Below are 22,834 nucleotides of genomic sequence, written 5' to 3'. Positions count from 1 at the left end.
AATGTTTGAAGAATTAAAACCGCATTTAGTAGAACTTAGAAAAAGATTATTTATAAGTGTAGCTTGTGTTGTTGTAATGTTTTTTGTATGCTTTAGTTTTAATAGTTATATCATAGATATACTAAAAGCACCCGTTGAAGCAGCCTTACCTGAAATTTCAAAACAAATGACTTTCGTTGAATTACAAGAGCCTTTATTTACTGCAATGAAAGTTTCATTTTTTACAGCTTTTTTGATTTCTTTACCGGTTATTTTTTGGCAGTTTTGGAAATTCGTAGCACCAGGACTTTATGATAATGAAAAAAGACTAGTAGTGCCTTTTGTAAGCTTTGCTAGTATTATGTTTGCGCTTGGAGCTTTGTTTTGTTATTATATAGTCATACCTTTGGCTTTTAAATTTTTAATTGATTTTGGGGTGCAAACTCAAGATTTTAAACCTTTAATCAGCATAGGCTTGTATGTGGGATTTTTTACTAAACTTGTAGTTGCCTTTGGCTTAGCGTTTGAAATGCCTGTGATAACCTTTTTCTTTGCTAAACTTGGACTGATTGATGATACTTTTTTGAAAAAACATTTTAGAGTTTCTGTTTTAGTGATTTTTGTTTTCTCAGCTATGATGACACCACCTGATGTTATATCGCAATTTTTAATGGCTGTACCTTTGTGTGGACTTTATGGAATTTCTATTTACATAGCTAAAAAAGTTAATCCTAGTCAAAAAGAAGATGATGAAAATGATTGATAAAGATCTTTTGCTTTCTAGTTATGATTATAACTTACCAAATGAACTTATAGCAAATTTTCCTATTTTGCCCAAAGAAAATGCCAAGCTTTTAGTATATGAAAGATGTAAAGATCAAATTTCACATTTGCATTTTAAGGATTTAGCTAAAATTTTACCACCTTGTGAAATCATCTTTAATGATACCAAAGTCATCAAAGCAAGAATTTATGGAAACAAAGAAAGTGGTAGTAAAATAGAACTTTTCATTAACCATCCTTTAAAAAATAATGAATTTTTAGTGCAAATTCGGGGTAAGGTTAAAGAAGGGCAAATTTTATATTTTGAAAATTCTTTAAAAGCTAAAATCAAAAAATTACATGATGATGGCACAAGAGAAGTAGAGTTTTTTAATGATGAAAAAGAGCTTAGTCATCATGAAGTTTTTGAAATTTTAGAAAAAATAGGTCATATACCTTTGCCACCTTATATTAAAAGAGCAGATGAAGCGCAAGATAGCATTAACTATCAAAGCATTTTTGCTAAAAATCAAGGCGCAGTTGCCGCACCTACTGCAAGCTTACATTTTGATAAAGCAATGATTGATGAACTTAAAAAAAATCATAATATCCATACTATCACACTACACGTTGGTGCAGGAACTTTTAAAGGTGTAGAATGTGAAGATATACGTGATCATAAAATGCATTCAGAATTTTTTCATATTGATGATGAAACTTGTGCTTTGATTGATTCTTCTAAGAAAATACTAGGCGTTGGTACCACTGTTACTCGTTGTATAGAATATTATTATAGAAAAAAATTAAAAGAAGGTTTTTGTGATTTGTTTTTACACCCACAAAATACCCCGCAAAGACTTGATTATTTACTTACTAATTTTCACTTACCAAAATCAACTTTAATTATGCTTGTAGCAGCATTTATAGGTAGAGAAAAAACCTTAGAGCTTTACCATGAAGCCATAGAAAATAACTATCGTTTTTACTCATATGGTGATGGAATGCTAATTATTTAGTCTTTTTCTTGATATATTTTTTATCAATATAACCCAAATCTATAAGTTTTTGATAAATTTTAGCCAGTATAGGCCCTCCTGTACTACTACCGCTTTTTCCATGTTCGATTAAAACCACTACTACATATTGTGGTTTTTCATAAGGTGCATAAGAAGTAATCCAAGCATGAGATCTTAAAAAATATTCTAAATCCTCTTCTTTAATACGCTTTTTTTCACTTTGAGAAATTCCAACTACTTGTGCTGTTCCTGTTTTGGCTGCTATGGTAATAGGTGAATTTCTTAAAAATCTTGCCGTAGTTCCACCGTCTTCATTAGCAACTTCATACATAGCACGCCTTAAAAGTGGAAGTTTTGATAGTTCAAAAGTCGTAAAAACACTTTCATTATTATCAAAATTTATCTTAGTAACATTATCATCAACGCTATGTAAAAAATGCGGTGTGATATTTTTAGCCGTAGCAATCATAGCTGTAAATTTAGCCACTTGCATAGGAGTAGCAAGAAAATCACCTTGTCCTATGCTTGTATTTAAAGTTTCACCTTGATACCATGGTTGGTTGTATTTTTCTTTTTTCCATATTCTATTAGGTACTGTTCCTATAAATTCATTAGGTAAATCCACTCCTGTTTTTACACCAAAACCTATTCTTTCAAAAACAGAACTAATAATGTCAATACCAACTTCTAAAGCACCTTTATAAAAATACACATCACAACTTTCCCTAATAGCATCTGTCATATCTACATAACCATGACCTATAGCCTTCCAACATCTAAATTTTCTACCGCCAAGCTCAAAGTTAGAATCACACAAATATTTATGATTTTCACTTACTTTTCCACTATCTAAAAAGGCCAAAGCTGTACCCATTTTTATAACTGAACCTGGAGGATAAAGACCGTTAATAAGTTTATTAGTAAAAGGATGATTTAAATCATTAGAAAGCTTATCCCATTCTTCTTGGCTAATACCCGTAACAAATGGATTAAGATTATACTCAGGAAAACTACCCGCTGCCAAAATAGCTCCGCTTTTTACATCCATTACTATAGCTGCACCTGCTAAATTTTCAAAAATACTGGCTAAGTATTCTTGCAAGTCAAGATCTATGCTTAAAGTGATATTGCTTGAAGTAGGTTTTTTATAAGAAAGTTCTTCTATTTCTTTATTTAATGCATTTACCTTGCTAACCTTTTCACCCTTTTGACCTTGTAAAATATCATTATAAGAACGCTCTATGCCACTACGCCCTACATAGCTAGTCAATCTTGCAATTTCATTTTCATTCATATCATTTAAATTTGCTTTTCCAACATAACCTATAACATGGCTAGCTAAAGCATCATAAGGATAAAATCTTTGAGTAGTAGATTTAACTTGCATGTTTTCGCGCAAATTAAGCTTAGTAAAATGCTTAATCATCGCATCATATTCTACAAATGGAACCACTTCTATATAATCTTGGTTATAATAAGAATCTGCTTTTATATAAGTTCTTTTGAGCTTAGTAGCATTTAAATCCGGAAAGGCTCCTACTATAGCTTGTAATTCTTGCTCTAAAAGAGCTCTGTTTTTCTTTTTTATATGCAAATATGGCTTTATAGAGATCGAAAAACCTAATTTATTTACCGCTAAGGGTCTACCCTTTATATCTAAAATTTGTCCTCTAACAGGTGCTAAAAATTGCGTTTTAATGGCATTTTGTTTAGCTATTTCTTCATAATAAACATTAGATTTAATACTTATATAATACACCCTAGCAAGCAAAAGCAAGAAAAAACAAGCTATAAATCCCATCACCAAACGCATACGCATATTAGATTTTCCCTTTAAAAATAACAAAAGAAATCAAAGCCTCAACAGCAAAAAACCATAGATATTCAATACCAAATTTTAAAATTTCATTATTATCTAAATATGCTAAAAACACATCAAAAAGATAGATAAAAATATAAGCACACAAAGTAAATATAACGAGTAAATAATGACCTAGTTTTAACTTGCTTTTAAACCAATCGACAAAAAGATGATAAAAAACAAAAAAAACTATCCATGAGCTAAAAAGATAAAATCCATGGATAATATCAACTAGCAAAAGATAAAACAAAGAAAAATACCATCTAAAATCAAGCTTATTAAGAGTTCTTTCTTTTTCTTTTAAAAGCACTATCATATAACAAAAAAACACCCCAAATAAAGGAGGCATCCAATAATACACAGAGCTTAGCACTTGATAAAAAATCAAAGATAAATAAAAAAATAAATAAGAAAAATCAAATCTATTTTTTACTAAATTTCTACTCCTCATTCAAACCCAAGCTCTCTAAAATGATTTTTTGTTCTAATTTATCAATACCACTTTTTTTCAAATTTGACACTAAGATAGCATTTTTATTTGTATTTAAAATTTTTGCTTTTTGACTTTGATTGAGCTTGTCTGCTTTTGTAAAAACTGTTATTTTTTTTTGATCAGCTCTAATAAAAGAATCCAAATATAAATCCAAATTTGCATCAATATCTAAATTTTCATGTCTTGAATCTATTAGATGGATAAAAAGCTTGATAGAACTGCGCTCTTTTAAAAACTCATCTAAATTTTTATTCCAAATAGCCTTAGTTTTTTTGCTCACTTTAGCATAACCAAAACCAGGCAAATCAATAAATATTAGTTTAAATTTATCCTCATCTTTTTTGCAATCAACTTCAAAAAAATTAATAAGTTGTGTTTTACCTGGAGTTGAAGAGCTTTTCGCTAAATTTTTATTTTTGCATAGTGTATTAATCAAAGAACTTTTACCCACATTAGAACGCCCTAAAAAGGCGATTTCAGTGTATATAGGTTGTGGTGCTTCGTCTATTTTGGAAGCAGAAATTAAAAATTTAGCATTTAATATCATTCTTTTACTTCAAATACAAATTTGGCAGGTTTTTTATCTTTACTCACTACTCTATAAGTCATATTTTTTCTATCTACTATGATTTTATCCCCTATGAGTTCTTTTTTAGTTTGCATTTCTGTAATTTTTGCATTACCATTAATCTCATATGTATCCTTAGCTACATTATAAATAAATTCATCACCGCTTCCATGATAAGTTTTATCTTTCATCATGATTTTAAATTTAGCATCTTTAGTAGCTATATACTTGATGGGTTGTTTGTTTTTCATATAAATAACTAATTTTTGCGAATTTAAAACATCGTTGCCTTTTTTAACTTCTACATCACCGGTTAATACACTTGTTTCATTTTTTTCATCTAAGTAAAAATCTTTAGCGTAAACTTCTATTTTTTGTGCACTAAATGCGAACAAATTTAACAAACACAGAAAAATTATTGCTCTAAAAACCATGCTTTTATTCCTTGAATTTTTAATTCTTTTTGATTTACATCATATAAAAAATTATCCCCAAAAACTTCATTTAAACCTATATATGCTTTAAAATTATCATTAGAAAATAAAATTTTATTTTTCATATCATAAGTTGCTTTTTGGGTAAAAATAGAAGTTTGGTTATGATCAAAATAACTTACATTGCCTTCTAAAATGGATTTTTCTTCATTTCTTACTAATAAATCTGAACTTAAATTATAATCAAGCGCTTGAACTTTAAAATCATCAAAAATATCTTTGTCTTGATATTTTACCCAACGACTTGCCTGATATGTAGCCTTAATTACACTAGCATTTAACTCATAATCAAGCACATCAAAAGCTTGCATATTTGCCACATCTACCTTTTGTGGTTTTATGGCAAATAAATAAGGATCTTGAGTACTTAAAATCACCATAACAAAGGCGAATAAACTCATTAATATAGCAAAAATTTTTATCGCCAAAGTTTATCCCATTGAGCTTGCATATTATTATGTTCAATTAAAATTTCAATCATCTCACTCACCGCTCCATTGCCACCTTTTCTATTTAAAACTTTATCAGTTTTCAAAGCCTTATGTGCATCTTTTGGCTTGAAGCTATATCCAACTGCTTCAAGCAAGCTCATATCATTATAATAATCCCCAATAGCAGCACATTGAGAAAAATCTAAATTTAATTTTTCTAAAATTTCTTTAGCGCAAGCTAGTTTATCACTAATACCTTGATAGACTAAATCAATTTTTAAATCCCTAGCTCTAAAATACACACACTCGCTAGTCCTACCTGTAATGATAGCAACTTTTTTACCAAGCTTTTGCCAAGCTTCAATCGCCGCACCATCTTTTACATTAAATTCTTTAATCTCACCATAGTTTTGTGTATAGATGATTTTACCATCTGTTAGACAACCATCTACATCTAAAAAAATAAGTTCTATCATAATCTTACTCTCTTACTATAAACGCACCTGGGAAAGATCCACTATCAACAAAATCTCTTGCTTCTTGCTCACTTCTAAAACCTTTTAAAAATACTCTATGCAAGCCATCTTTAGCACTTGTTTGTATAGTTGAAGTATAAGAATTATAATTTTTGTATCTACCTGCTATTAGCTCTGCACCACTTTTATTTCTAAATGCTCCAATTTGCACCATAAAAGATCCACCTTGGAAAATATGACCACTATCAGCAATCTCTCCACTGCTGCCTAAATTAGAATTAGTATGCACCGAACCCGAACTTGCACTTGTTCCAAAGCCAATCACTTCAAGTCTTACAGGAGCTGTTCCTGCTTGAATCATATCTATATCTCTTGCAGCCATATTAGATAAATCTATAATCCTACCTGCTACAAAAGGTCCTCTATCGTTAATCCTAACAGTAGTTTGACGATGATTTTTTAAATTAGTTACTTTTACTATGGTATTCATAGGTAAAGTTTTATGAGCTGCGGTATATGCGTGTTGATCATAAGTTTCACCATTAGAAGTTTTTTTACCATGGAAACCCGGACCATACCAACTAGCTATACCATCAGCAGTCTCACCTACTTCTACTACTGTTGGATAATAAGTTTTACCATTAATAGTGTAAGGCTTCATAGTGCCTTTTAAGCTTGTATTATTATGCTTTATGCTTTTAAAATCTCTTTCTGGGTAATACACAGTAGGCGTGCTAATAGGTACCATACTACAAGCACTAAGCAAAACCCCTACACAACTAACGACTAACGACTTTTGTATGAGAGCTTTTGGATATTTTTTGAGTTGTTTTAATTTTTGCATTATTATTCTCCTTAATTTTTAACACAAGTTTTTGATTGATATTGATTAAATTTCCTTTGATTTTATTATATTCTTTTATGCTTTCAACACTTATTTTGTGTTTTCTTGCAATAGTATAAAGACTATCACCCTCTTTTACTATATAAATTTTTGTATGCGGAATGGTTGTATCCACCTTAGCTAATTTTACATTCTCTAATGCCTTTTCTACTGCCACGCTTTTACTTAAAGGAATATACATGTAATAATCTTTTTTATCAGGTGGAGTAAAGTCATAATTAAAATGTGGATTATAACGCTTAAATTCTTTATAAGACATTTTAGCTACTTTAGCAAGCTCTCTTAAAGAAACACTTGGGGGAACTGAGATTTTTTTAACTTCACTTGATAGGGCATAATTAAGCAAGGCACTATCTTGTGAAATTAAAAAATCATTATTATTAGCCAAAAATGCCATAGTAAGAATTTTTCTAATAAAAATTCTAGTCTCTAATGGTAAGTATTTTTTATCAGGATCAAGCAAAACCCTTAAATCATCACTTTTTGCTTTTTTTATAGCTTGACGTAATTTACCATCACCACAATTATAAGCTAAAATAGCCAAGTACCATTTTCCAAACTGCTCTTTTAGTTGCTTTAAATAAGTAATAGCTGCATAAGTTGATTTTACTAAATCTTTTCTCTCATCTACATAAGGATCTATCCTTAAACCCAAAGTTTGTGCCGTTGGTTTCATAAATTGCCAAACACCTACTGCTTTAGTTCTTGAAATACTATGAATTTTTAAACCAGATTCTACAATCGCTAAGTATAAAAATTCTTGAGGAATATTTTCTTTTTCTAATATTTTACGGATAATCGGAGTGATTTTATAAAATTCCCTCATCGTATCTACTAAAGTTTTAGAATGCATATCCATGGAAGATTCTTTAAATTCTAAAAAAATCATATCACTGAGATAACTTGCTTCTATATCTAAATTTCTTAAGATTTGTGCTTGTTGCGTGTAATGCTCTGGAGTAAATTGCAAGGCCTTAGCATTTAAACATAATAATACTAAAATAAAAAACAAAAAGCTTTTTTTCATTATAAACCTTGGAAAAACAAACGATTAGCGTTAAAATTAGTAAGTTTTATTATTTCATTTTTTGATAAATTTAAAAGTTCAGCCATTTTTTGAGCTACAAAATGCGTCAAAATAGGATCATTTACCTTGCCACGATGTGGTTCTGGGGTTAAATAAGGTCCATCTGTTTCTAAAACAAGCTTATCTTTTGGAATTTTAGGCAAAACTTCTACTAGTTTTTTTGCATTTTTAAAAGTTAAAACCCCACCTATACCAAAATAAAAACCATCATCTGCTAGCTGAAGTAAAAGCTCACTAGCATTAAAACAATGCAAAACACCACCTTGCAAATCTTTTGCATATGTTTTTAAAATATTAAAACTATCTTCATTAGCTTCACGCACATGAACAATCAAAGGCTTTTTATATTCGATAGCTAGCTGAATTTGAGCTATAAAAACTTCTTTTTGCTTTGCTTTTATTTCATCCTCATCAACCCTTAAACGATAATAATCAAGCCCACACTCACCCACTGCAATGCATTTTTTATCATTTATAAATTCTTTTAAAACATCCAAATCAAAATCATCTATATCATAAGGATGTACCCCACAAGAAAAATACACATTTTCATAATCATGTGCAATCTCTCTTGCTCTTGGCAAATCTTTTATATCCGCTCCAGGTATGATGATTTTATCTACTCCATTAGCAAAGGCATGATTTAACATCTCATCCAAACATCCAAAATAAGCTTGATTATCTAGATGACAATGTGTATCTATGATTTTTTCGCTAAAATCACAATCTAAAAACATACCTCTACCCTATTTTTACCATTAGCCTTAGCTAAATCTAGTGCCTTTTGAGCATTATCAAGCAAATCTTGTATTTGGCTTGTTTTACCTCCAAAAGCAACTCCTACAGAAATACTATAATCAACCTCATCTAAAGCTATTAAAACACTTTCTTTAGCAATATTTACTCTTATATTTGAAAAAGCTTTCAATGCTTCTTTATTATCTGTATTTTTTAAAAGTACGTAAAATTTACCATCTTCAATTCTAGTTGCCAAATCCATACCGCGAATTTGATCTTTGATTTTTTTAGCTGTGTGTTTAATCACTCCATCGCCACAATCATAACTTAGTTCATAGTTAATTGTTGCAAGATTGTCTATATCAATTAATGCTAAAGCTAATTCTTCATTTTCTTGCATATCTTCTAAATAATCTAAAAATCTTTTTTCAAAATTTGCATAATCATCAAGTCCTGTTAGCAAATCTTTACCCAAACTATACTCATCAAGTAAAACACATTTTTGCATATAATCTAAGCAATTATTCACTCTACAATTAAGTGATTCTTTTTGGAAAGGTCTAATCACATAGTCATTTACGCCCTTTCTAAAAGCCCTTGCCTCTAGCGCATCATCTTTATCTCCAACCATGATCACACCAAGTTCTATCTTAGAATATTTTGAGCGAATTTCTACAAGCAAATCTTCTCCATTAATTACAGGCATAGTTGCATCACAAATTACCAATTTTGTATCAGGATTATCACTAAGATAACTTAGCGCTTCTTCTCCATGTGCTGCTGCTAAAACATTGAAAAGTTGATTATTAAGATTTTTTTTCATTTCTGCGCGTAAAGTTACATTAGCGATTGCTAAAATTATCTTAGTTTTATTGTTTTTTTGAAGCATTCTAATGGAACTTAGCATTTCATCAATACAGCTTTCGCTTTCTTTTTGAATATAACCTATAATATCTTTTTCCATAAATTTCTTACGCGTTTGCCCATCACTACTTCCTGTAAGCACTATAGCAGGAATATTTTTTTCTAAAACCACATCCACCACTTCTCCATTGGGAGCATCTGGTAAACAAAGATCTACAAAAGCCATAAAATAATCATTTTTCACTAATTCTTTAGCACTATTCATATCAAAAGCAACATCTACTTTTAAACCCAAAGTATTTTCTACTTTTTTTGCCAAAAGCTTTGTGAGCATTTTGTTATCATCAATAATTAAAATTTTTTCTTCCATAGCCAACTCTCTTTATAATTTCAAAGTATAATTATAACATATAGAAATTTACTTTTTGTTTTTAAAGTAAAGTTCTAGTAAATTCTAAAGCCTCTTGTGTGATATTTTCCCCACTTACCATTCTAGCAAGTTCTCTTACTCTTTCTTCTTTTTCTATTTTTCTTACCCTACTTTCATTTCCTATTTTTTCTACTAAAAAATGATTGCTTGCTTTTGATGAAAGCTGTGGTAAATGTGAAATTGCAAAAATTTGATAAAACTTAGCAAGCTCTTTTAATACTTCAGCTATACTCATAGCTTCTTTGCCACTTAAATTTGCATCAATTTCATCTAAAAATATTATCCCACTAGCTTTATTAGTAACATTGCATTCTGTTGCAATAAAAGAAAGTCTTAGACGGTTTATCTCGCCTGAACTTAAATTTTTTAAACTAGCCTCATTGATATTTAAACTCACTTCATCTTTACCTAAAATACTTAAAGCACAATCTTTAAGTTCTAATTTAACTTCTTTCATATAAAGTTTTTCAAGATAAAAATTCAGTAATTTTTCAAGCTCTTTTAATCTTTTTTTACGCAAAGTACTTAATTTTTGACTTTTCTCATCTAAAAGTATTTTAGTACTTTGTACTTTTTCTTCTAATTCCTTTTTTTCAAAACTTAAATTTTCATAATGAGCTAATTCTGCCTTTTTCTTCTCTAAAGCTTCTAAAGCTTCTTCTATGCTTCCATATTTTGAAATCAAAGAAGAAAGTTTTTCTATCCTATCAAGCACTTCTTCTATATCAAAATCAAAATCATCAAAACTTTGATTTTCCCACACTGCCCTTAGCTCATTTAAACACTCTGAAAAAAATGAACTATCAACATCACTAATTTGCAAAGCTTCAATCACTGCTGATTCTAACTCAAAAATTCTACTTGCCCTATTCCAAGCTGCATCGATTTTGTCTTTTTTTGAAAGCCTTTTTTTAAAACTCATTAATTCATCAAATTCGCCAATTTTTGGATTAATGCTTTGGATTTTTTGTATTTCAAAGCTCGTAAATTCTTTTAATTCTTCTACCTTTTTTTCTTCTTCTTGAATTTTTTCTAATTTAGTTTTATTTTCCATATATTCTTTATAAATATTTTTATATTCATTTAAAAAATCTTGAAATTTCTTATCCTCTTTTGATTGCATAAAATCAAGTAAGTTTAAAAACCTTTCATTTGAGAACTCATTATTTTCCTTAGCTGAAAGATATTTTACAAATTTCTTAGAAAGCAAGGCTAAATTCTTTTTTGAAATAAGTTGATTATTGATAAAATAACGCGAGCTTTTATCTTTTAAAAGTTTAAATACGTTTAATTCTTCATTTTCAATACCAAACTCATCTAATTCAAGCTCATCATTTAACAAAATTTCTACCATTTTAGCTTCACTCTCACTTAGAGCAAATGCTGCCAAAATAGCCTTAAAAAGTACAGACTTTCCAGCACCACTTAAACCAGTAAAGACAGTAAGTCCAGCTTCTAAGTCTAATTTTGCTTGTTTAAAACCTAAATTTTCTTTAATCAAAATACTTTCTATCATCACTTACCCCAATTTAACTTTTCTTTTAAAACTTGGAAATAATCTCTATCTTTTTTATGTATAAAACTAAGTTGTTTTTTACTAAGTCCTATAAGAATTTTATCATATTCTTTAGGATCAATCACTTCTTGCCCATCTAAATACAGTAAACAATGCTCAACTTTTAATTCAAGCTCAAAGCCATAAGGCAAAACTATAGGTCTTTGGGTTAAAGAATGAGAACAAACTGGCGTTAAAACAAAAATTTCACTCCAAGGATGCACTATAGGTCCGCCTGCACTAATATTATAAGCAGTTGAGCCACTTGAGCTAGCTATAATCAAACCATCTCCATAATAAGCATTAAAAAGTTTATTTTCAAAAAAAACTTCCACATTTGCCATTAAAGCATTATCACGAGAAAAAACCGCATCATTAAAAGCAAATTTTTTAATGATTTTGTTTTTTTTACAAAGCGTTATTTGAAGCATTTTGGCTTTTTCTATTTTAAAATCACTTTTAAAAAAATCTTTAAAAAAACTTTCTACCTCATTAAAAGAAAGAGCTGTTAAAAAACCTAAATTTCCTGCATTTATACCCAAAATAGGCTTTTTAGCTTGATAAACTTGTCTACATAAAGACAAAAGCGTACCATCTCCACCCAGAGAAATCAAAAAATCTAATTCTTGTAAATCTTTTAGATTAATTTTTTCTTGCTCTAGCAACACAAGCTCTATATTTTTTTGCAAAAAAATTGCTCTTAAAAAATCAATTTGCTTGTTTAAATTTGTATTTAACCTACAAAATAAGCCTATTTTTTGAATTTTTTCTATATTTATATTTTTTTTCATAAAAAAATTATAACAAAACTTAGCTAAGCAAAAGAATAAAATACTATAATAACAAAATTGAACAAATATTAAGCTAAGGAAAAATTTTGAGAACTCATTATAATACAGAGCTTAACATACAAAATGTTGGCGAGGAAGTAACATTATGTGGTTGGGTAAATTCTTACCGTGATCATGGAGGTGTAATTTTTATCGATCTTAGAGATCGTAGCGGACTTATACAGTTAGTATGTGATCCTGCAGATAATCAAGAAGCACATAATATAGCTTCATCAGTAAGAAATGAATATGTTTTAATAGCACAAGGTAAAATTCGCCCACGCGGTGAAGGACTTGTAAATCCAAAATTAAAAACTGGAGAAATAGAAGTTGTTATAAGCAAACTTACTATTGAAAATGAAAGCGCTGTAGTGCCTTTTGCTATAGGTGATGAAAGCGTAAATGAAGAATTAAGATTAAAATATAGATTTTTAGATTTAAGAAGTAAAAAGCTTTATGATAATTTTGCTCTAAGATCAACTGCTTGTATAGCAGCAAGAAATTCTTTATCAAAAATGGGATTTTTAGAAGTTGAAACTCCTATTTTAACTAAAGCCACTCCAGAAGGTGCAAGGGATTATTTAGTACCATCACGCGTACATCAAGGCGAATTTTATGCCTTACCTCAAAGTCCTCAACTTTTCAAACAACTTTTAATGTGTTCAGGATTTGATAGATATTTTCAAATTGCAAAATGCTTTAGAGATGAGGATTTAAGAGCAGATCGCCAACCTGAATTTACTCAAATAGATATAGAAATGAGTTTTTGTGAGCAAAAAGATATCATAGCTATGGCAGAAAATTTACTTAAAGATATTTTCAAAGCTTGCGGAAAAGAAATTAGCATACCTTTTAGACAAATGAGTTATAAAGAAGCTATGGAAAATTATGGCTCTGATAAGCCTGATTTAAGATTTGATATGAAATTTATTGATGTGATTGATATTTTTTCAAAATCAAATAACGAAATTTTTACAAATATCGCAAAAGATACGAAGAAAAATCGCATTAAAGCTTTAAGAGTTCCAAAAGGCGATACGATTTTTTCTAAACGCCAAATGCAAAGATTTGAAGATTTTGTACGCAAATTTGGGGCAGCAGGACTCGCATTCATACAAATGAAAGAAGATGGTCCTAAGGGTCCACTTTGTAAATTCTTTAGCAAAGAGGATTTAAATGCTTTAATCCAAAGATGTGAATTAGAAGTTGGAGATGTAGTATTTTTTGGTGCAGGAGCTAAGAAAACCGTGCTTGATTATATGGGTAGATTTAGATTATTCCTCGCTGATGAAATGAAAATTATTGATGAGGATAAATTAGAATTTTTATGGGTTATTGATTTTCCTATGTTTGAACAAAATGATGATGGAAGCTATTCTGCAATGCACCATCCATTTACTATGCCAAAAAATATTGACGAGCAAGATTTAGAAGAAATTAATTCTATTGCACATGATGTGGTGTTAAATGGTGTAGAATTAGGTGGTGGTAGTATAAGAATTCATAAAAGCCCTATCCAACAAAAAGTCTTTAAGCTTTTAAATATTAATGAAGAAGAGCAAAGAAAGAAATTTGGTTTCTTACTTGATGCATTAAGCTTTGGAGCACCGCCACATGGTGGTATAGCAATAGGCCTTGATAGACTTATCATGCTTTTAACAAAATCTTCAAGCATTAGAGAAGTCATAGCTTTTCCTAAAACACAAAGAGCACAATGTCTTATGACTCAAGCTCCAAGCGAAGTAAGCAATGAACAAATGAGAGAATTAGGTATAAGATTAAGGGAGAATACTAAATGAAACAATTATTTTTAATTATAGGTGCACCAGGTAGTGGTAAAACAACCGATGCAAGCATCATAGCTAAAGATGATGCAAGCGTTACTCACTATTCTACAGGTGATTTACTAAGAGCAGAAGTGGCTAGTGGAAGCGAACTTGGAAAGACTATTGATAGCTTTATTTCTAAGGGAAATTTAGTTCCTTTAGAAGTGGTAGTTAATACCATCATCACTGCTTTAAAAAATGCACCAACTAATACTATATTAATAGATGGTTATCCAAGAAGTGTTGAACAAATGCTTGAGTTTGATAAGGTATTAAAAAACCAAAGTGAAGTAATTTTAAAAGGTGTTATAGAAGTTAAAGTTAGCGAAGAAGTTGCTAGAGAAAGAGTTTTAGGACGTGCTAGAGGTGCTGATGATAACGAAGAAGTTTTCAATAATAGAATGAAAGTTTATTTAGAACCTTTAGAAGAAATAACAAATTTTTATACTAAAGAAAATATCCACCATATAATCAATGGTGAAAGAAGTATTGAAGCTATCGTAGCTGATATGAAAAATTTAATCAATGATTTATTAAAATAAAGGATAAAAAATGGATATTAGCAAAATCAAAGTTGGAGAAGTACCAAACAAACTTAATGCAGTTATTGAAATTCCTTATGGATCAAACATTAAATACGAACTTGACAAAGAAAGCGGAGCCATCATGGTTGATCGTGTAATGTATTCAGCTATGTTTTATCCAGCAAACTATGGTTTTATACCAAACACTCTTGCAGATGATGGCGATCCTATTGATGTTTTAGTTTTAAATGAATACCCTATCCAAGCAGGAGCTGTGATTCCTTGTCGTTTAATAGGAGTATTATTGATGGAAGATGAAAGTGGTATGGATGAAAAATTACTTGCTGTTCCTGTAAGTAAAATTGACCCAAGATATGATAATATTAAAAGTTTAGATGATTTACCAAAAGCGAGCTTAGATAAAATCAAAAATTTCTTTGAAACATATAAAATGCTTGAACCAAACAAATGGGTAAAAGTAAAAGAATTTGCAGGTATTGAAAAAGCAAGTGAAATTTTAGAAAATTCTATTAAAAATTATAAATAATCAAAGTCCTTTTAAGGACTTCACAAAGGATAAAAAATGAAAAGTATTATTGCTTTTAGTATAGCTTTTGTGGTGCTAATAGGCGCTAGTATTGGTTTTTATATGTGGTATTTTGAAGATGATTCAAATACTTATGTATATGATTATAAAAAAAGTAGTTCTTATCAAAGCTACACTCCACCAAGCACTCAATACAATCAAGAAAGAAATAATATAAGTGATAATACTTACTACCAACCACAGCAAACAAACCAAGAGCCTTTAAAAGAAGAAACTCCGGTACAAAATAATCCTATCATAGATGAAAATACAAGCACTCAAGAAGTTGCTCCAACAACCCAAACAAATATAGCTGAAGTTTCTAAAAATGAAATTACTACACCTAAAGTAGTCCAAAAAGAAGAAAAAACTCCAGTTGAAAACAACAAACAAACAAGCGTAAAAAAAGAAAAAACAACAAAATATAAAAATACCATGCAAGAATACATTGCAAAAGGCAAAACTAGCAGATATGAGCCAAGATTGAGTGATGATTTTGTTAAAGTTTATGTGCTAGATGGAAAAAGCTTAAGTGATTATAGAGTTGATATGCTAAAAGAAATGATTAATCCTATTAAAGTTAATTCCCAAGATTATAATTTAACTATTTTTATCGATATGCTATCAAATGATAATATGAAATTAAGCATATATAATAAAGATATTGTTTTTGCTAAAAATAAGAAAAAATATAATTATGTAGATGTTAAAATTTCTGATTTGAAATTTTTATTTGAAAGAAATGGATATAGCGAATACAGCAATGAAAATTTACTTGAAAAAATCAATCAAAATCTAGCAAGAGAAGATATAATCAAAAGAATTAAATTTCAAGGTTATGCAGACGATAGAGGTAGTACTTTTGCAAACTACATGATAGGATTAAATAGAGCAATGAATGTAGCTAAACATTTCTTTAGCTTTACTGAGGTTATAGAAATAGAATCTTTAGGAAAAGACACCTACCCTACTAAAGATAAATCTGATTCTCAAAGACAAAATAATCGTAAAGTAGAAATTAGTTTTTTATAACTAATTTCTAAAATTCAAAACTTCTTTAACAATTTTAAGCTAACATAACAATTTATTTTCATTCTCAAGGTAGCAATTATGTATGATAAATCACTAGAAAAAGAATATTATAAAATTTGCGAAGAACGCGGATATTTTGAAATCAACGGCAATGAAAAAATTCAAGAAAAAGGTAAAAACTTTTGTATTATGATGCCACCACCTAATGTAACAGGCGTTTTACACATAGGTCATGCTCTAACTTGTACTTTACAAGATATCACGACGCGTTATAAAAGAATGGATGGTTATAAGACTCTTTATCAACCAGGGCTTGATCATGCAGGCATTGCAACACAAAATGTTGTAGAAAAACAACTTTTAGCTCAAGGTATTAAAAAAGAAGAACTTGGTAGAGAAGAATTTATAAAAAAAGTATGGGAATGGAAAGAGCAAAGCGGTGGCACTATAGTTAAGCAAATGCGAATTTTGGGTATCACTCCTGCTTGGAGTCGCTTGCGCTTTACTATGGATGAGGGTTTGGTAAATGCAGTAAAAAAAGCCTTTGTAGATCTTTATGATAAAAAGCTTATTGTGCGTGGAAATTACATGGTAAATTGGTGTACTCATGATGGAGCATTAAGCGATATAGAAGTAGAACATAAAGAAAATAAAGGAAAATTATATTATTTAAAATATTTCTTAGAAAATTCTCAAGAATTCATCGTAGTAGCCACTACAAGACCAGAAACTTATTTTGGCGATAGTGCTGTGATGGTTAATCCAAACGATGAAAGATTTAAACACTTAATAGGCAAAAATGTCGTTTTGCCTTTAATAGATAGAAAAATTCCTATTATTGCTGATGAGCATGTAGATATGGAATTTGGCACAGGCTTTGTGAAAGTAACCCCAGCACATGACCATAATGACTATGAAGTAGGCTTAAGACATAAACTTGAATTTATTACTATCTTTGATGAAAAAGGTATTTTAAATGAACATTGCTTGCATTTTAAAGGCTTAGAAAGATTAAAAGCAAGAGATACTATTATAAAAGAATTACAAGAAAAAGGTTTTGTTGAAAAAATAGAAGACTATACTAATCAAGTAGGATATTGCTATCGTTGTAAAAATGTAGTAGAACCTTACATTTCTAAACAATGGTTTGTAAAAAATGAAATCGCAAAAGAAAGCATAGAAAAAGTTAATCTTGGTGGAAGCAAATTCTACCCTGCACATTGGATTAATAGCTTTAATGCTTGGATGAGAGATTTAAAAGATTGGTGTATTTCAAGACAACTTTGGTGGGGTCATCAAATTCCTGTGTATTATTGTGAATGTTCTCATGAATGGGCAAGCGAAGAAACTCCAAGTCAATGTCCAAAATGCCAAAGCGCTAATTTCAAACAAGACCCTGATGTTTTAGACACTTGGTTTTCTTCAGGTCTTTGGGCTATGAGTACTTTAGGTTGGGGTAATAAAGACTGGGGCAAAAACACACTTTGGCATGAAGATGATTTAAAAGATTTTTATCCAAATTCTTTATTAATCACCGGCTTTGATATTTTATTTTTCTGGGTTGCTAGAATGATGTTTCAAAGCACTAATGCCTTAGGTGAGCTTCCTTTTAAAGATATATATTTACATGCTTTGGTTAAAGATGAACAAGGTAGAAAAATGAGTAAGTCTTTAGGTAATGTCATTGATCCTGTGCAAAGTGTGGATGAATACAGTGCTGATATCTTGCGTTTTACTCTTGCTCTTTTAGCTATCCAAGGTAGAGATATAAAATTAAGCAATGACAAACTCATACAAGTTAGAAATTTTACCAACAAGCTTTATAATGCAAGCAAATTTTTACTTTTAAATGAAGAAAAATTTGAAGATTTAGATAAAAGCAAAATTCAAACTAACTTGGCAAAATACATACTGTCTCGTTTTGAAGTATGCGTAAAAGAAACAAGAGAAAATTTAGATAATTACCGCTTTAATGATGCTGCAAATACTTTGTATAGATTTTTCTGGGATGAATTTTGTGATTGGGGGATTGAGCTTAGTAAGGCTGAAAAATCAAGCATAAAAGAACTTGGAAGCATTTTTAAAGAAGCATTAAAACTTTTAAATCCTTTCATGCCATTTATTAGTGAGTATTTATACCATGAGTTAAGTAAAACTTCTATCCAAACTCATGAGTCTATAATGATTTCAAAATATCCTAAATTTAATTCTAGAAATGAAAAAATCGAAAAATTATTTAATATCATTATAGAAAGCATAGTGAGTTTACGCCGTGCAAAAACCCTAGTAGAGCTTGCAAATGCAAAAATTCAAAAAGCTTGTATAAAATTAAACGATGAGAGTTTAATAGCTGAGTTAAAAAATTACACTAATTTTATCTCAACACTTGCAAAATGTGAAAACATCGAGTTTATTAGTACAAATTTAGAAAAATCCATTAGAGATGTAAGTGAGAATTTAGAAGTATTTATACCAACTCAAGATCTTGATTTAAGCGGTGTTTTAAATAGACTTAATAGTCAAAAAATAAAACTTGAAAAAGAATTTAACAAGTTAGATGCTATGATGAAAAACGAAAAATTTATCTCTAATGCACCTGCTGCGGTTGTTGAGCAAAATAAAACTCAACTTGAAAGCATTAAAACTCAACTTGAAAAAATCAATGATGAAATTTCTAATTTAGAAGGCTAATAAGTGATAAAAATACAAAATCTTAAAAAATATTATGGCAAAGAATTAGTTATAAATGATGTTTCTTTAGAAGTTAAAGAAGGAGAAATTTATGCTCTTGTTGGACACAGCGGGGCAGGAAAATCAACTTTGCTAAGATGTATTAATGGTTTGGAAAATTATCAAAGCGGTAGCGTGCAAGTTTTTGGTAAAGAAATAGCTACCTTAAAAGAAAAAGAGTTAAGAGTATTTAGAAAAGATATAGGGATGATTTTTCAGCATTTTGCACTTATGAGCAGAAAAAATGTATTTGAAAATGTAGCTATGCCTTTAGAAATTCATAATTTTGACAAAAGCACAATTCAAAAAAGAGTTAATGAACTTTTAGATCTTGTGGGACTTTTAGCTAAAAGCAAAGCTTATCCAAATGAGCTAAGTGGTGGGCAAAAACAAAGAGTAGCCATAGCTAGAGCCCTTGCTTTAAATCCTAAAATTTTACTAAGCGATGAAGCTACTTCTGCACTTGATCCAAATACTACAAATAACATTTTAGAGCTTATTGCTAAAATCAATCAAGAATTTAACATCAGTGTAGTATTAGTAACTCATGAAATGGAAGCAGTAAAACAAATAGCACAAAAGGCCGTATTGCTAGAGCATGGACAAATCATAGGTCAAGGAAAAATCGAAGATTTATTCTTAAAGCCAAGTGAAAAAATGCGTGAATTCCTAGGGGAAAGTGATTTTTTACCACAAAATGGAGTTAATGTGCGCTTATATTTTTGTAAAGAAAAAGCAAACCAAAGCATAATCACTCACATGGCTAGAAGTTTAAATATTGATTTTAATATAGTTTGGGGTAAGATAGAAAAACTAAACAACAATGCTTTAGGAAATTTGGTAATCAATATAGAAGCTAAAGATCAAGAAAGAGTTTTAAATTATTTACAAGAAAATGGCGTTATTTGGGAGCTTGTGTAATGAATTTAGAGGCAATTTTAAGAAATTTTGAAAATATACTTTATCCGGCATTATTGGAAACTCTTTATATGAGTTTTACAGCCACTTTTTTAGCCTTTTTAATTGCACTTATCCCTGCAATTGTACTTACTGTTACTGATAAAGGCGGCTTATGGGAAAATAAAAGCATTTATAGTGTGCTTGATTTTATCATTAATATTTTAAGATCTTTTCCATTTTTAGTGCTCATTGTAGTTTTAAGTCCTTTTACAAAATATCTTATTGGCATTAGCATAGGTACAACCGCCACTATAGTACCACTTACCATAGGAATTGCACCTTATTTAGCTAAAATGATTGAAAGTGCATTTAAAGAAATTGATCCTGCTATCATTGAAGCAGCAAGATCTTATGGAGCTAGCAAAGCACAAATCATCTTTAAAGTTATGTTTAGTGAGGCTTTGCCAAGTATTATTAATGGTATTACTTTAATTTTAATTATTGTTATTGGATTTTCCGCTATGGCAGGAACTGTTGGTGGTGGTGGCTTGGGTGATGTGGCTATTCGCTATGGATATGAACGTTTTAGAACTGATATTATGATTCAAACTGTTGTGATTTTAATTATACTAGTGCAAATTATACAATTTATAGGAAATATTCTTTATAAAATCACCAAAAGATAAACAATGAAACATAAACTTGGTATTTTGCTAGCAGCAACTAAAAATTCAAGCTTTACCATAGGAACTCTACTCATTAACATCATGGATGTTATGGGTGAGAAGGTAGATGTATTTTATATTTTACATGATGGCTTTAGCTTGAATGATCAAAATATCATGCATAAAATTGTTAAAAACAAAACAATTAAATTTATTCCTTTTACTCAAGAAGATTTTTTAACTACTCTTGGTAAAAATCAAAATGATATTGATAATTTATTTTTCTTAAAAAGATGGACGCATATGGCTTTTGCAAGATTTGAAGCTTTTAAGTTTTTAGATGAATGCGAAAGTATTATTTATCTTGATTTTGATGTTTTACTTTTAAAAAGTATAGATGAACTTAGCAAATTAAGAGCTAGAAAATATCATTTTGGTGCAAGATTAGGTAAAACTTTGCTTCAAACAGCTCTGCCTTTGGAAAAAAATCATAACAATAAACGAGTATATCAAACAGGGATTTTAGTATTTAACGATCTTATACCAAATCCTTTACAGTGTTATCAATTTATCTATAACTATCTTTCACAAAATACTAAAAACTGGCAAGATCAAGGAATTTTTTCCTTAATGGTTTATGAAAATCACTTTAAAGTCAAAGATTTAAAAGACAAATACACAGGAAGTACTCATTATCTTACAAATCTTACACAAAATGCCTCTATAGTTCATGCTTGTGGAACTAATAGTCGTTTTTGGAATAGTAAATTTTGCAATCAAACATGGCCTAAATGGCAAGAATATTATGAAAAATGGCTAGAGCTTGGAGGAAGTAAATATACAGGATCTTTTTATAAAGATAATAAACAATCTATTCAACGTACAAGATATCATTTATCATACAAACTAGGTTATGCTTTTATAGAATGTACTAAAAATAAGAAAAAAATTCCTTTTTTACCTTTTACTCTACTAAAGATTTACTATAAACACACAAAACTTGCCAAGCAATATCAAAAAGATTTAAAAACAAAACCTTATCTTAAGCTTCCACCTTTATCAAGCTATGATGATTATAAAAGCGAGGGTATTAAAAATCAAAATACTTATTCTTATAAAATCGGACAAGCTCTCATTAAGGCTCAAAAAAATTGGCACAAAGGTGGTTATATAAAATTTATAAAAGAACTTAAACATTTTGCCAAAGAATATAAAAACAAGCAAAAATAAAACTTTTCTTATCTTATTAATATTTTTATAATATAATCAAGCATTTTAAACTATAAAAAGGAGTTAAAATGAAATTGTTAAAATTGCTCGCTGCAAGCACAATTTTAGGTGCAAGTTTATTTGCTAATGAAGTTATCACTGTAGGTGCAACACCTGTTCCTCATGCTGAAATTTTAGAACAAACTAAAGATTTGCTAAAAAAAGAAGGTTACACATTGGAAATTAAAGAATTTAATGACTATGTTTTGCCAAATCTTAGTACGGATAGTAAAGAACTTGATGCAAATTTTTTCCAACATCAGCCTTATTTAGATGAGTTTAATGCTAATAAAGGCACAAAATTAATTAGCGTTGCAAAAATTCACATCGAACCAATGGCAGTTTATTCTAAAAAATATAAAAACATCCAAGATCTTCCACAAAATGCTACCATAGCTGTACCAAATGATCCAACAAATGAAAGCAGAGCTTTGGATATTATCGCTAGCACAAAGCTCGTTAGTTTTGAAAATGCTGCATTAAAAACTCCACTTGATATTAAAGATAATCCAAAAAATATCAAATTTAAAGAGTTAAAAGCAGCACAACTTCCAAGAGCTTTAGATGATGTTGATTTTGCAGTGATTAATTCAAACTATGCTTTATCAGCAAATTTAAATCCTGTAAAAGATTCTATTTTAATAGAAAGCAAAGAAAGTCCTTATGCAAATATCTTAGTAACCACTCAAGATAATAAAGACAATCCTAAAATCAAGGCTTTAGTAAAGGCTTTACAAAGTCAAAAAGTAAAAGATTTTATCAATGAAAAATACCAAGGTGCAGTAGTCCCTGCATTTTAAAACAAACCTTGAGT

At 29.7% G+C, this 22,834-nt stretch carries 22 protein-coding genes and 1 pseudogene; 11 read left to right on the top strand and 12 right to left on the bottom strand.

The window, feature by feature from the left end; all coding sequences use genetic code 11:
- The first annotated feature begins 1 nt into the window (after position 1).
- Entirely contained in the window at positions 2-742 is a 741-nt protein-coding gene (gene tatC, locus L8U41_RS06535) for a twin-arginine translocase subunit TatC (protein WP_263728120.1), read from the top strand.
- Positions 729-1,757 (top strand): tRNA preQ1(34) S-adenosylmethionine ribosyltransferase-isomerase QueA, encoded by a 1,029-nt coding sequence (gene queA / locus L8U41_RS06530; RefSeq protein ID WP_263728119.1) that lies wholly within the window; start codon positions 729-731, stop codon positions 1,755-1,757. The genes tatC and queA overlap by 14 nt, the downstream gene beginning before the upstream one ends.
- Here the strand turns inward: queA and mrdA are convergent.
- From mrdA to L8U41_RS06470, 12 genes are all read right to left on the bottom strand, one after another.
- Positions 1,750-3,576, bottom strand: coding sequence for a penicillin-binding protein 2 (mrdA, locus tag L8U41_RS06525; protein WP_263702899.1), 1,827 nt, complete (start codon positions 3,574-3,576; stop codon positions 1,750-1,752). The genes queA and mrdA overlap by 8 nt on opposite strands.
- A gap of 1 nt (position 3,577) precedes the next feature.
- On the bottom strand, positions 3,578-4,069 hold the full coding sequence (locus tag L8U41_RS06520; protein ID WP_263728118.1) for a hypothetical protein: 492 nt from the start codon (positions 4,067-4,069) through the stop codon (positions 3,578-3,580).
- Positions 4,059-4,658: a ribosome biogenesis GTP-binding protein YihA/YsxC gene (yihA, locus tag L8U41_RS06515; RefSeq protein ID WP_263664125.1), complete on the bottom strand. Its 600-nt coding sequence runs from the start codon at positions 4,656-4,658 to the stop codon at positions 4,059-4,061. Before yihA ends, L8U41_RS06520 begins: the two co-directional genes overlap by 11 nt.
- Entirely contained in the window at positions 4,655-5,113 is a 459-nt protein-coding gene (lptA, locus tag L8U41_RS06510; RefSeq protein WP_263664123.1) for a lipopolysaccharide transport periplasmic protein LptA, read from the bottom strand. The genes yihA and lptA overlap by 4 nt, the downstream gene beginning before the upstream one ends.
- Positions 5,095-5,601: a hypothetical protein gene (locus tag L8U41_RS06505; RefSeq protein ID WP_039628246.1), complete on the bottom strand. Its 507-nt coding sequence runs from the start codon at positions 5,599-5,601 to the stop codon at positions 5,095-5,097. The genes lptA and L8U41_RS06505 overlap by 19 nt, the downstream gene beginning before the upstream one ends.
- On the bottom strand, positions 5,592-6,080 hold the full coding sequence (locus L8U41_RS06500; RefSeq protein ID WP_039618077.1) for a 3-deoxy-D-manno-octulosonate 8-phosphate phosphatase, YrbI family: 489 nt from the start codon (positions 6,078-6,080) through the stop codon (positions 5,592-5,594). Before L8U41_RS06500 ends, L8U41_RS06505 begins: the two co-directional genes overlap by 10 nt.
- Before the next feature lie 4 nt (positions 6,081-6,084).
- Positions 6,085-6,924, bottom strand: a complete 840-nt coding sequence (locus L8U41_RS06495; RefSeq protein ID WP_263728117.1) for a septal ring lytic transglycosylase RlpA family protein — start codon at positions 6,922-6,924, stop codon at positions 6,085-6,087.
- Complete coding sequence (locus L8U41_RS06490; RefSeq protein WP_263728116.1) at positions 6,860-8,011, bottom strand: lytic transglycosylase domain-containing protein; 1,152 nt, start codon at positions 8,009-8,011, stop codon at positions 6,860-6,862. The genes L8U41_RS06495 and L8U41_RS06490 overlap by 65 nt, the downstream gene beginning before the upstream one ends.
- Positions 8,011-8,808, bottom strand: coding sequence for a TatD family hydrolase (locus tag L8U41_RS06485; RefSeq protein WP_263702905.1), 798 nt, complete (start codon positions 8,806-8,808; stop codon positions 8,011-8,013). The genes L8U41_RS06490 and L8U41_RS06485 overlap by 1 nt, the downstream gene beginning before the upstream one ends.
- Positions 8,799-10,043, bottom strand: a complete 1,245-nt coding sequence (locus L8U41_RS06480) for a diguanylate cyclase (RefSeq protein ID WP_263702906.1) — start codon at positions 10,041-10,043, stop codon at positions 8,799-8,801. The genes L8U41_RS06485 and L8U41_RS06480 overlap by 10 nt, the downstream gene beginning before the upstream one ends.
- A 61-nt stretch (positions 10,044-10,104) precedes the next feature.
- Positions 10,105-11,619, bottom strand: a complete 1,515-nt coding sequence (locus L8U41_RS06475; protein ID WP_263664113.1) for an AAA family ATPase — start codon at positions 11,617-11,619, stop codon at positions 10,105-10,107.
- Entirely contained in the window at positions 11,619-12,449 is an 831-nt protein-coding gene (locus L8U41_RS06470; RefSeq protein WP_263702908.1) for an NAD(+)/NADH kinase, read from the bottom strand. Before L8U41_RS06470 ends, L8U41_RS06475 begins: the two co-directional genes overlap by 1 nt.
- Positions 12,450-12,535: 86 nt before the next feature.
- On the opposite strand from L8U41_RS06470, the gene aspS reads away from it, so the two are divergent.
- The 9 genes and pseudogenes from aspS to L8U41_RS06425 all read left to right on the top strand — a co-directional run bounded on the left by aspS (position 12,536) and on the right by L8U41_RS06425 (position 22,820).
- Entirely contained in the window at positions 12,536-14,287 is a 1,752-nt protein-coding gene (gene aspS, locus L8U41_RS06465; RefSeq protein ID WP_263702910.1) for an aspartate--tRNA ligase, read from the top strand.
- Complete coding sequence (locus L8U41_RS06460; protein ID WP_263702911.1) at positions 14,284-14,856, top strand: adenylate kinase; 573 nt, start codon at positions 14,284-14,286, stop codon at positions 14,854-14,856. The genes aspS and L8U41_RS06460 overlap by 4 nt, the downstream gene beginning before the upstream one ends.
- Positions 14,857-14,866: 10 nt before the next feature.
- A complete protein-coding gene (gene ppa, locus L8U41_RS06455) occupies positions 14,867-15,385 on the top strand; it encodes an inorganic diphosphatase (RefSeq protein WP_120759358.1) in 519 nt (172 codons plus the stop codon).
- A gap of 36 nt (positions 15,386-15,421) precedes the next feature.
- Positions 15,422-16,456, top strand: a complete 1,035-nt coding sequence (locus L8U41_RS06450) for a hypothetical protein (protein WP_263702912.1) — start codon at positions 15,422-15,424, stop codon at positions 16,454-16,456.
- 78 nt (positions 16,457-16,534) lie between these two features.
- Complete coding sequence (locus L8U41_RS06445; protein ID WP_263728115.1) at positions 16,535-19,147, top strand: valine--tRNA ligase; 2,613 nt, start codon at positions 16,535-16,537, stop codon at positions 19,145-19,147.
- A gap of 3 nt (positions 19,148-19,150) precedes the next feature.
- Positions 19,151-20,107 (top strand): methionine ABC transporter ATP-binding protein, encoded by a 957-nt coding sequence (locus L8U41_RS06440; RefSeq protein ID WP_263728114.1) that lies wholly within the window; start codon positions 19,151-19,153, stop codon positions 20,105-20,107.
- A 2-nt stretch (positions 20,108-20,109) separates the two neighbouring features.
- A pseudogene (locus tag L8U41_RS06435) lies at positions 20,110-20,766 on the top strand (methionine ABC transporter permease); the annotation flags it as partial.
- Between the two features lie 9 nt (positions 20,767-20,775).
- Positions 20,776-21,981 (top strand): glycosyltransferase, encoded by a 1,206-nt coding sequence (locus tag L8U41_RS06430; RefSeq protein ID WP_263728113.1) that lies wholly within the window; start codon positions 20,776-20,778, stop codon positions 21,979-21,981.
- 68 nt (positions 21,982-22,049) lie between these two features.
- Positions 22,050-22,820: a MetQ/NlpA family ABC transporter substrate-binding protein gene (locus L8U41_RS06425; protein WP_220516277.1), complete on the top strand. Its 771-nt coding sequence runs from the start codon at positions 22,050-22,052 to the stop codon at positions 22,818-22,820.
- Positions 22,821-22,834 lie beyond the last annotated feature (14 nt).

This window comes from Campylobacter sp. RKI_CA19_01116, assembly GCF_025771405.1.
Classification (GTDB): Bacteria; Campylobacterota; Campylobacteria; order Campylobacterales; family Campylobacteraceae; genus Campylobacter_D.
The sequence above is the reverse complement of the archived record's forward strand: the minus strand, read 5'-3'. Positions and strand labels throughout refer to the sequence as shown.

What these genes read in the sequence shown, in the direction of transcription:
- L8U41_RS06485 (WP_263702905.1), bottom strand. Translation starts at nt 8,808, where the DNA reads ATGTTTTTAGATTGTGATTTTAGCGAAAAAATCATAGATACACATTGT.
- L8U41_RS06520 (WP_263728118.1), bottom strand. Translation starts at nt 4,069, where the DNA reads ATGAGGAGTAGAAATTTAGTAAAAAATAGATTTGATTTTTCTTATTTA.
- lptA (WP_263664123.1), bottom strand. Translation starts at nt 5,113, where the DNA reads ATGGTTTTTAGAGCAATAATTTTTCTGTGTTTGTTAAATTTGTTCGCA.
- L8U41_RS06475 (WP_263664113.1), bottom strand. Translation starts at nt 11,619, where the DNA reads ATGATAGAAAGTATTTTGATTAAAGAAAATTTAGGTTTTAAACAAGCA.
- L8U41_RS06460 (WP_263702911.1), top strand. Translation starts at nt 14,284, where the DNA reads ATGAAACAATTATTTTTAATTATAGGTGCACCAGGTAGTGGTAAAACA.
- L8U41_RS06425 (WP_220516277.1), top strand. Translation starts at nt 22,050, where the DNA reads ATGAAATTGTTAAAATTGCTCGCTGCAAGCACAATTTTAGGTGCAAGT.
- mrdA (WP_263702899.1), bottom strand. Translation starts at nt 3,576, where the DNA reads ATGCGTATGCGTTTGGTGATGGGATTTATAGCTTGTTTTTTCTTGCTT.
- L8U41_RS06450 (WP_263702912.1), top strand. Translation starts at nt 15,422, where the DNA reads ATGAAAAGTATTATTGCTTTTAGTATAGCTTTTGTGGTGCTAATAGGC.
- L8U41_RS06500 (WP_039618077.1), bottom strand. Translation starts at nt 6,080, where the DNA reads ATGATAGAACTTATTTTTTTAGATGTAGATGGTTGTCTAACAGATGGT.
- yihA (WP_263664125.1), bottom strand. Translation starts at nt 4,658, where the DNA reads ATGATATTAAATGCTAAATTTTTAATTTCTGCTTCCAAAATAGACGAA.
- L8U41_RS06470 (WP_263702908.1), bottom strand. Translation starts at nt 12,449, where the DNA reads ATGAAAAAAAATATAAATATAGAAAAAATTCAAAAAATAGGCTTATTT.
- L8U41_RS06445 (WP_263728115.1), top strand. Translation starts at nt 16,535, where the DNA reads ATGTATGATAAATCACTAGAAAAAGAATATTATAAAATTTGCGAAGAA.
- L8U41_RS06495 (WP_263728117.1), bottom strand. Translation starts at nt 6,924, where the DNA reads ATGCAAAAATTAAAACAACTCAAAAAATATCCAAAAGCTCTCATACAA.
- L8U41_RS06480 (WP_263702906.1), bottom strand. Translation starts at nt 10,043, where the DNA reads ATGGAAGAAAAAATTTTAATTATTGATGATAACAAAATGCTCACAAAG.
- queA (WP_263728119.1), top strand. Translation starts at nt 729, where the DNA reads ATGAAAATGATTGATAAAGATCTTTTGCTTTCTAGTTATGATTATAAC.
- tatC (WP_263728120.1), top strand. Translation starts at nt 2, where the DNA reads ATGTTTGAAGAATTAAAACCGCATTTAGTAGAACTTAGAAAAAGATTA.
- ppa (WP_120759358.1), top strand. Translation starts at nt 14,867, where the DNA reads ATGGATATTAGCAAAATCAAAGTTGGAGAAGTACCAAACAAACTTAAT.
- L8U41_RS06490 (WP_263728116.1), bottom strand. Translation starts at nt 8,011, where the DNA reads ATGAAAAAAAGCTTTTTGTTTTTTATTTTAGTATTATTATGTTTAAAT.
- L8U41_RS06430 (WP_263728113.1), top strand. Translation starts at nt 20,776, where the DNA reads ATGAAACATAAACTTGGTATTTTGCTAGCAGCAACTAAAAATTCAAGC.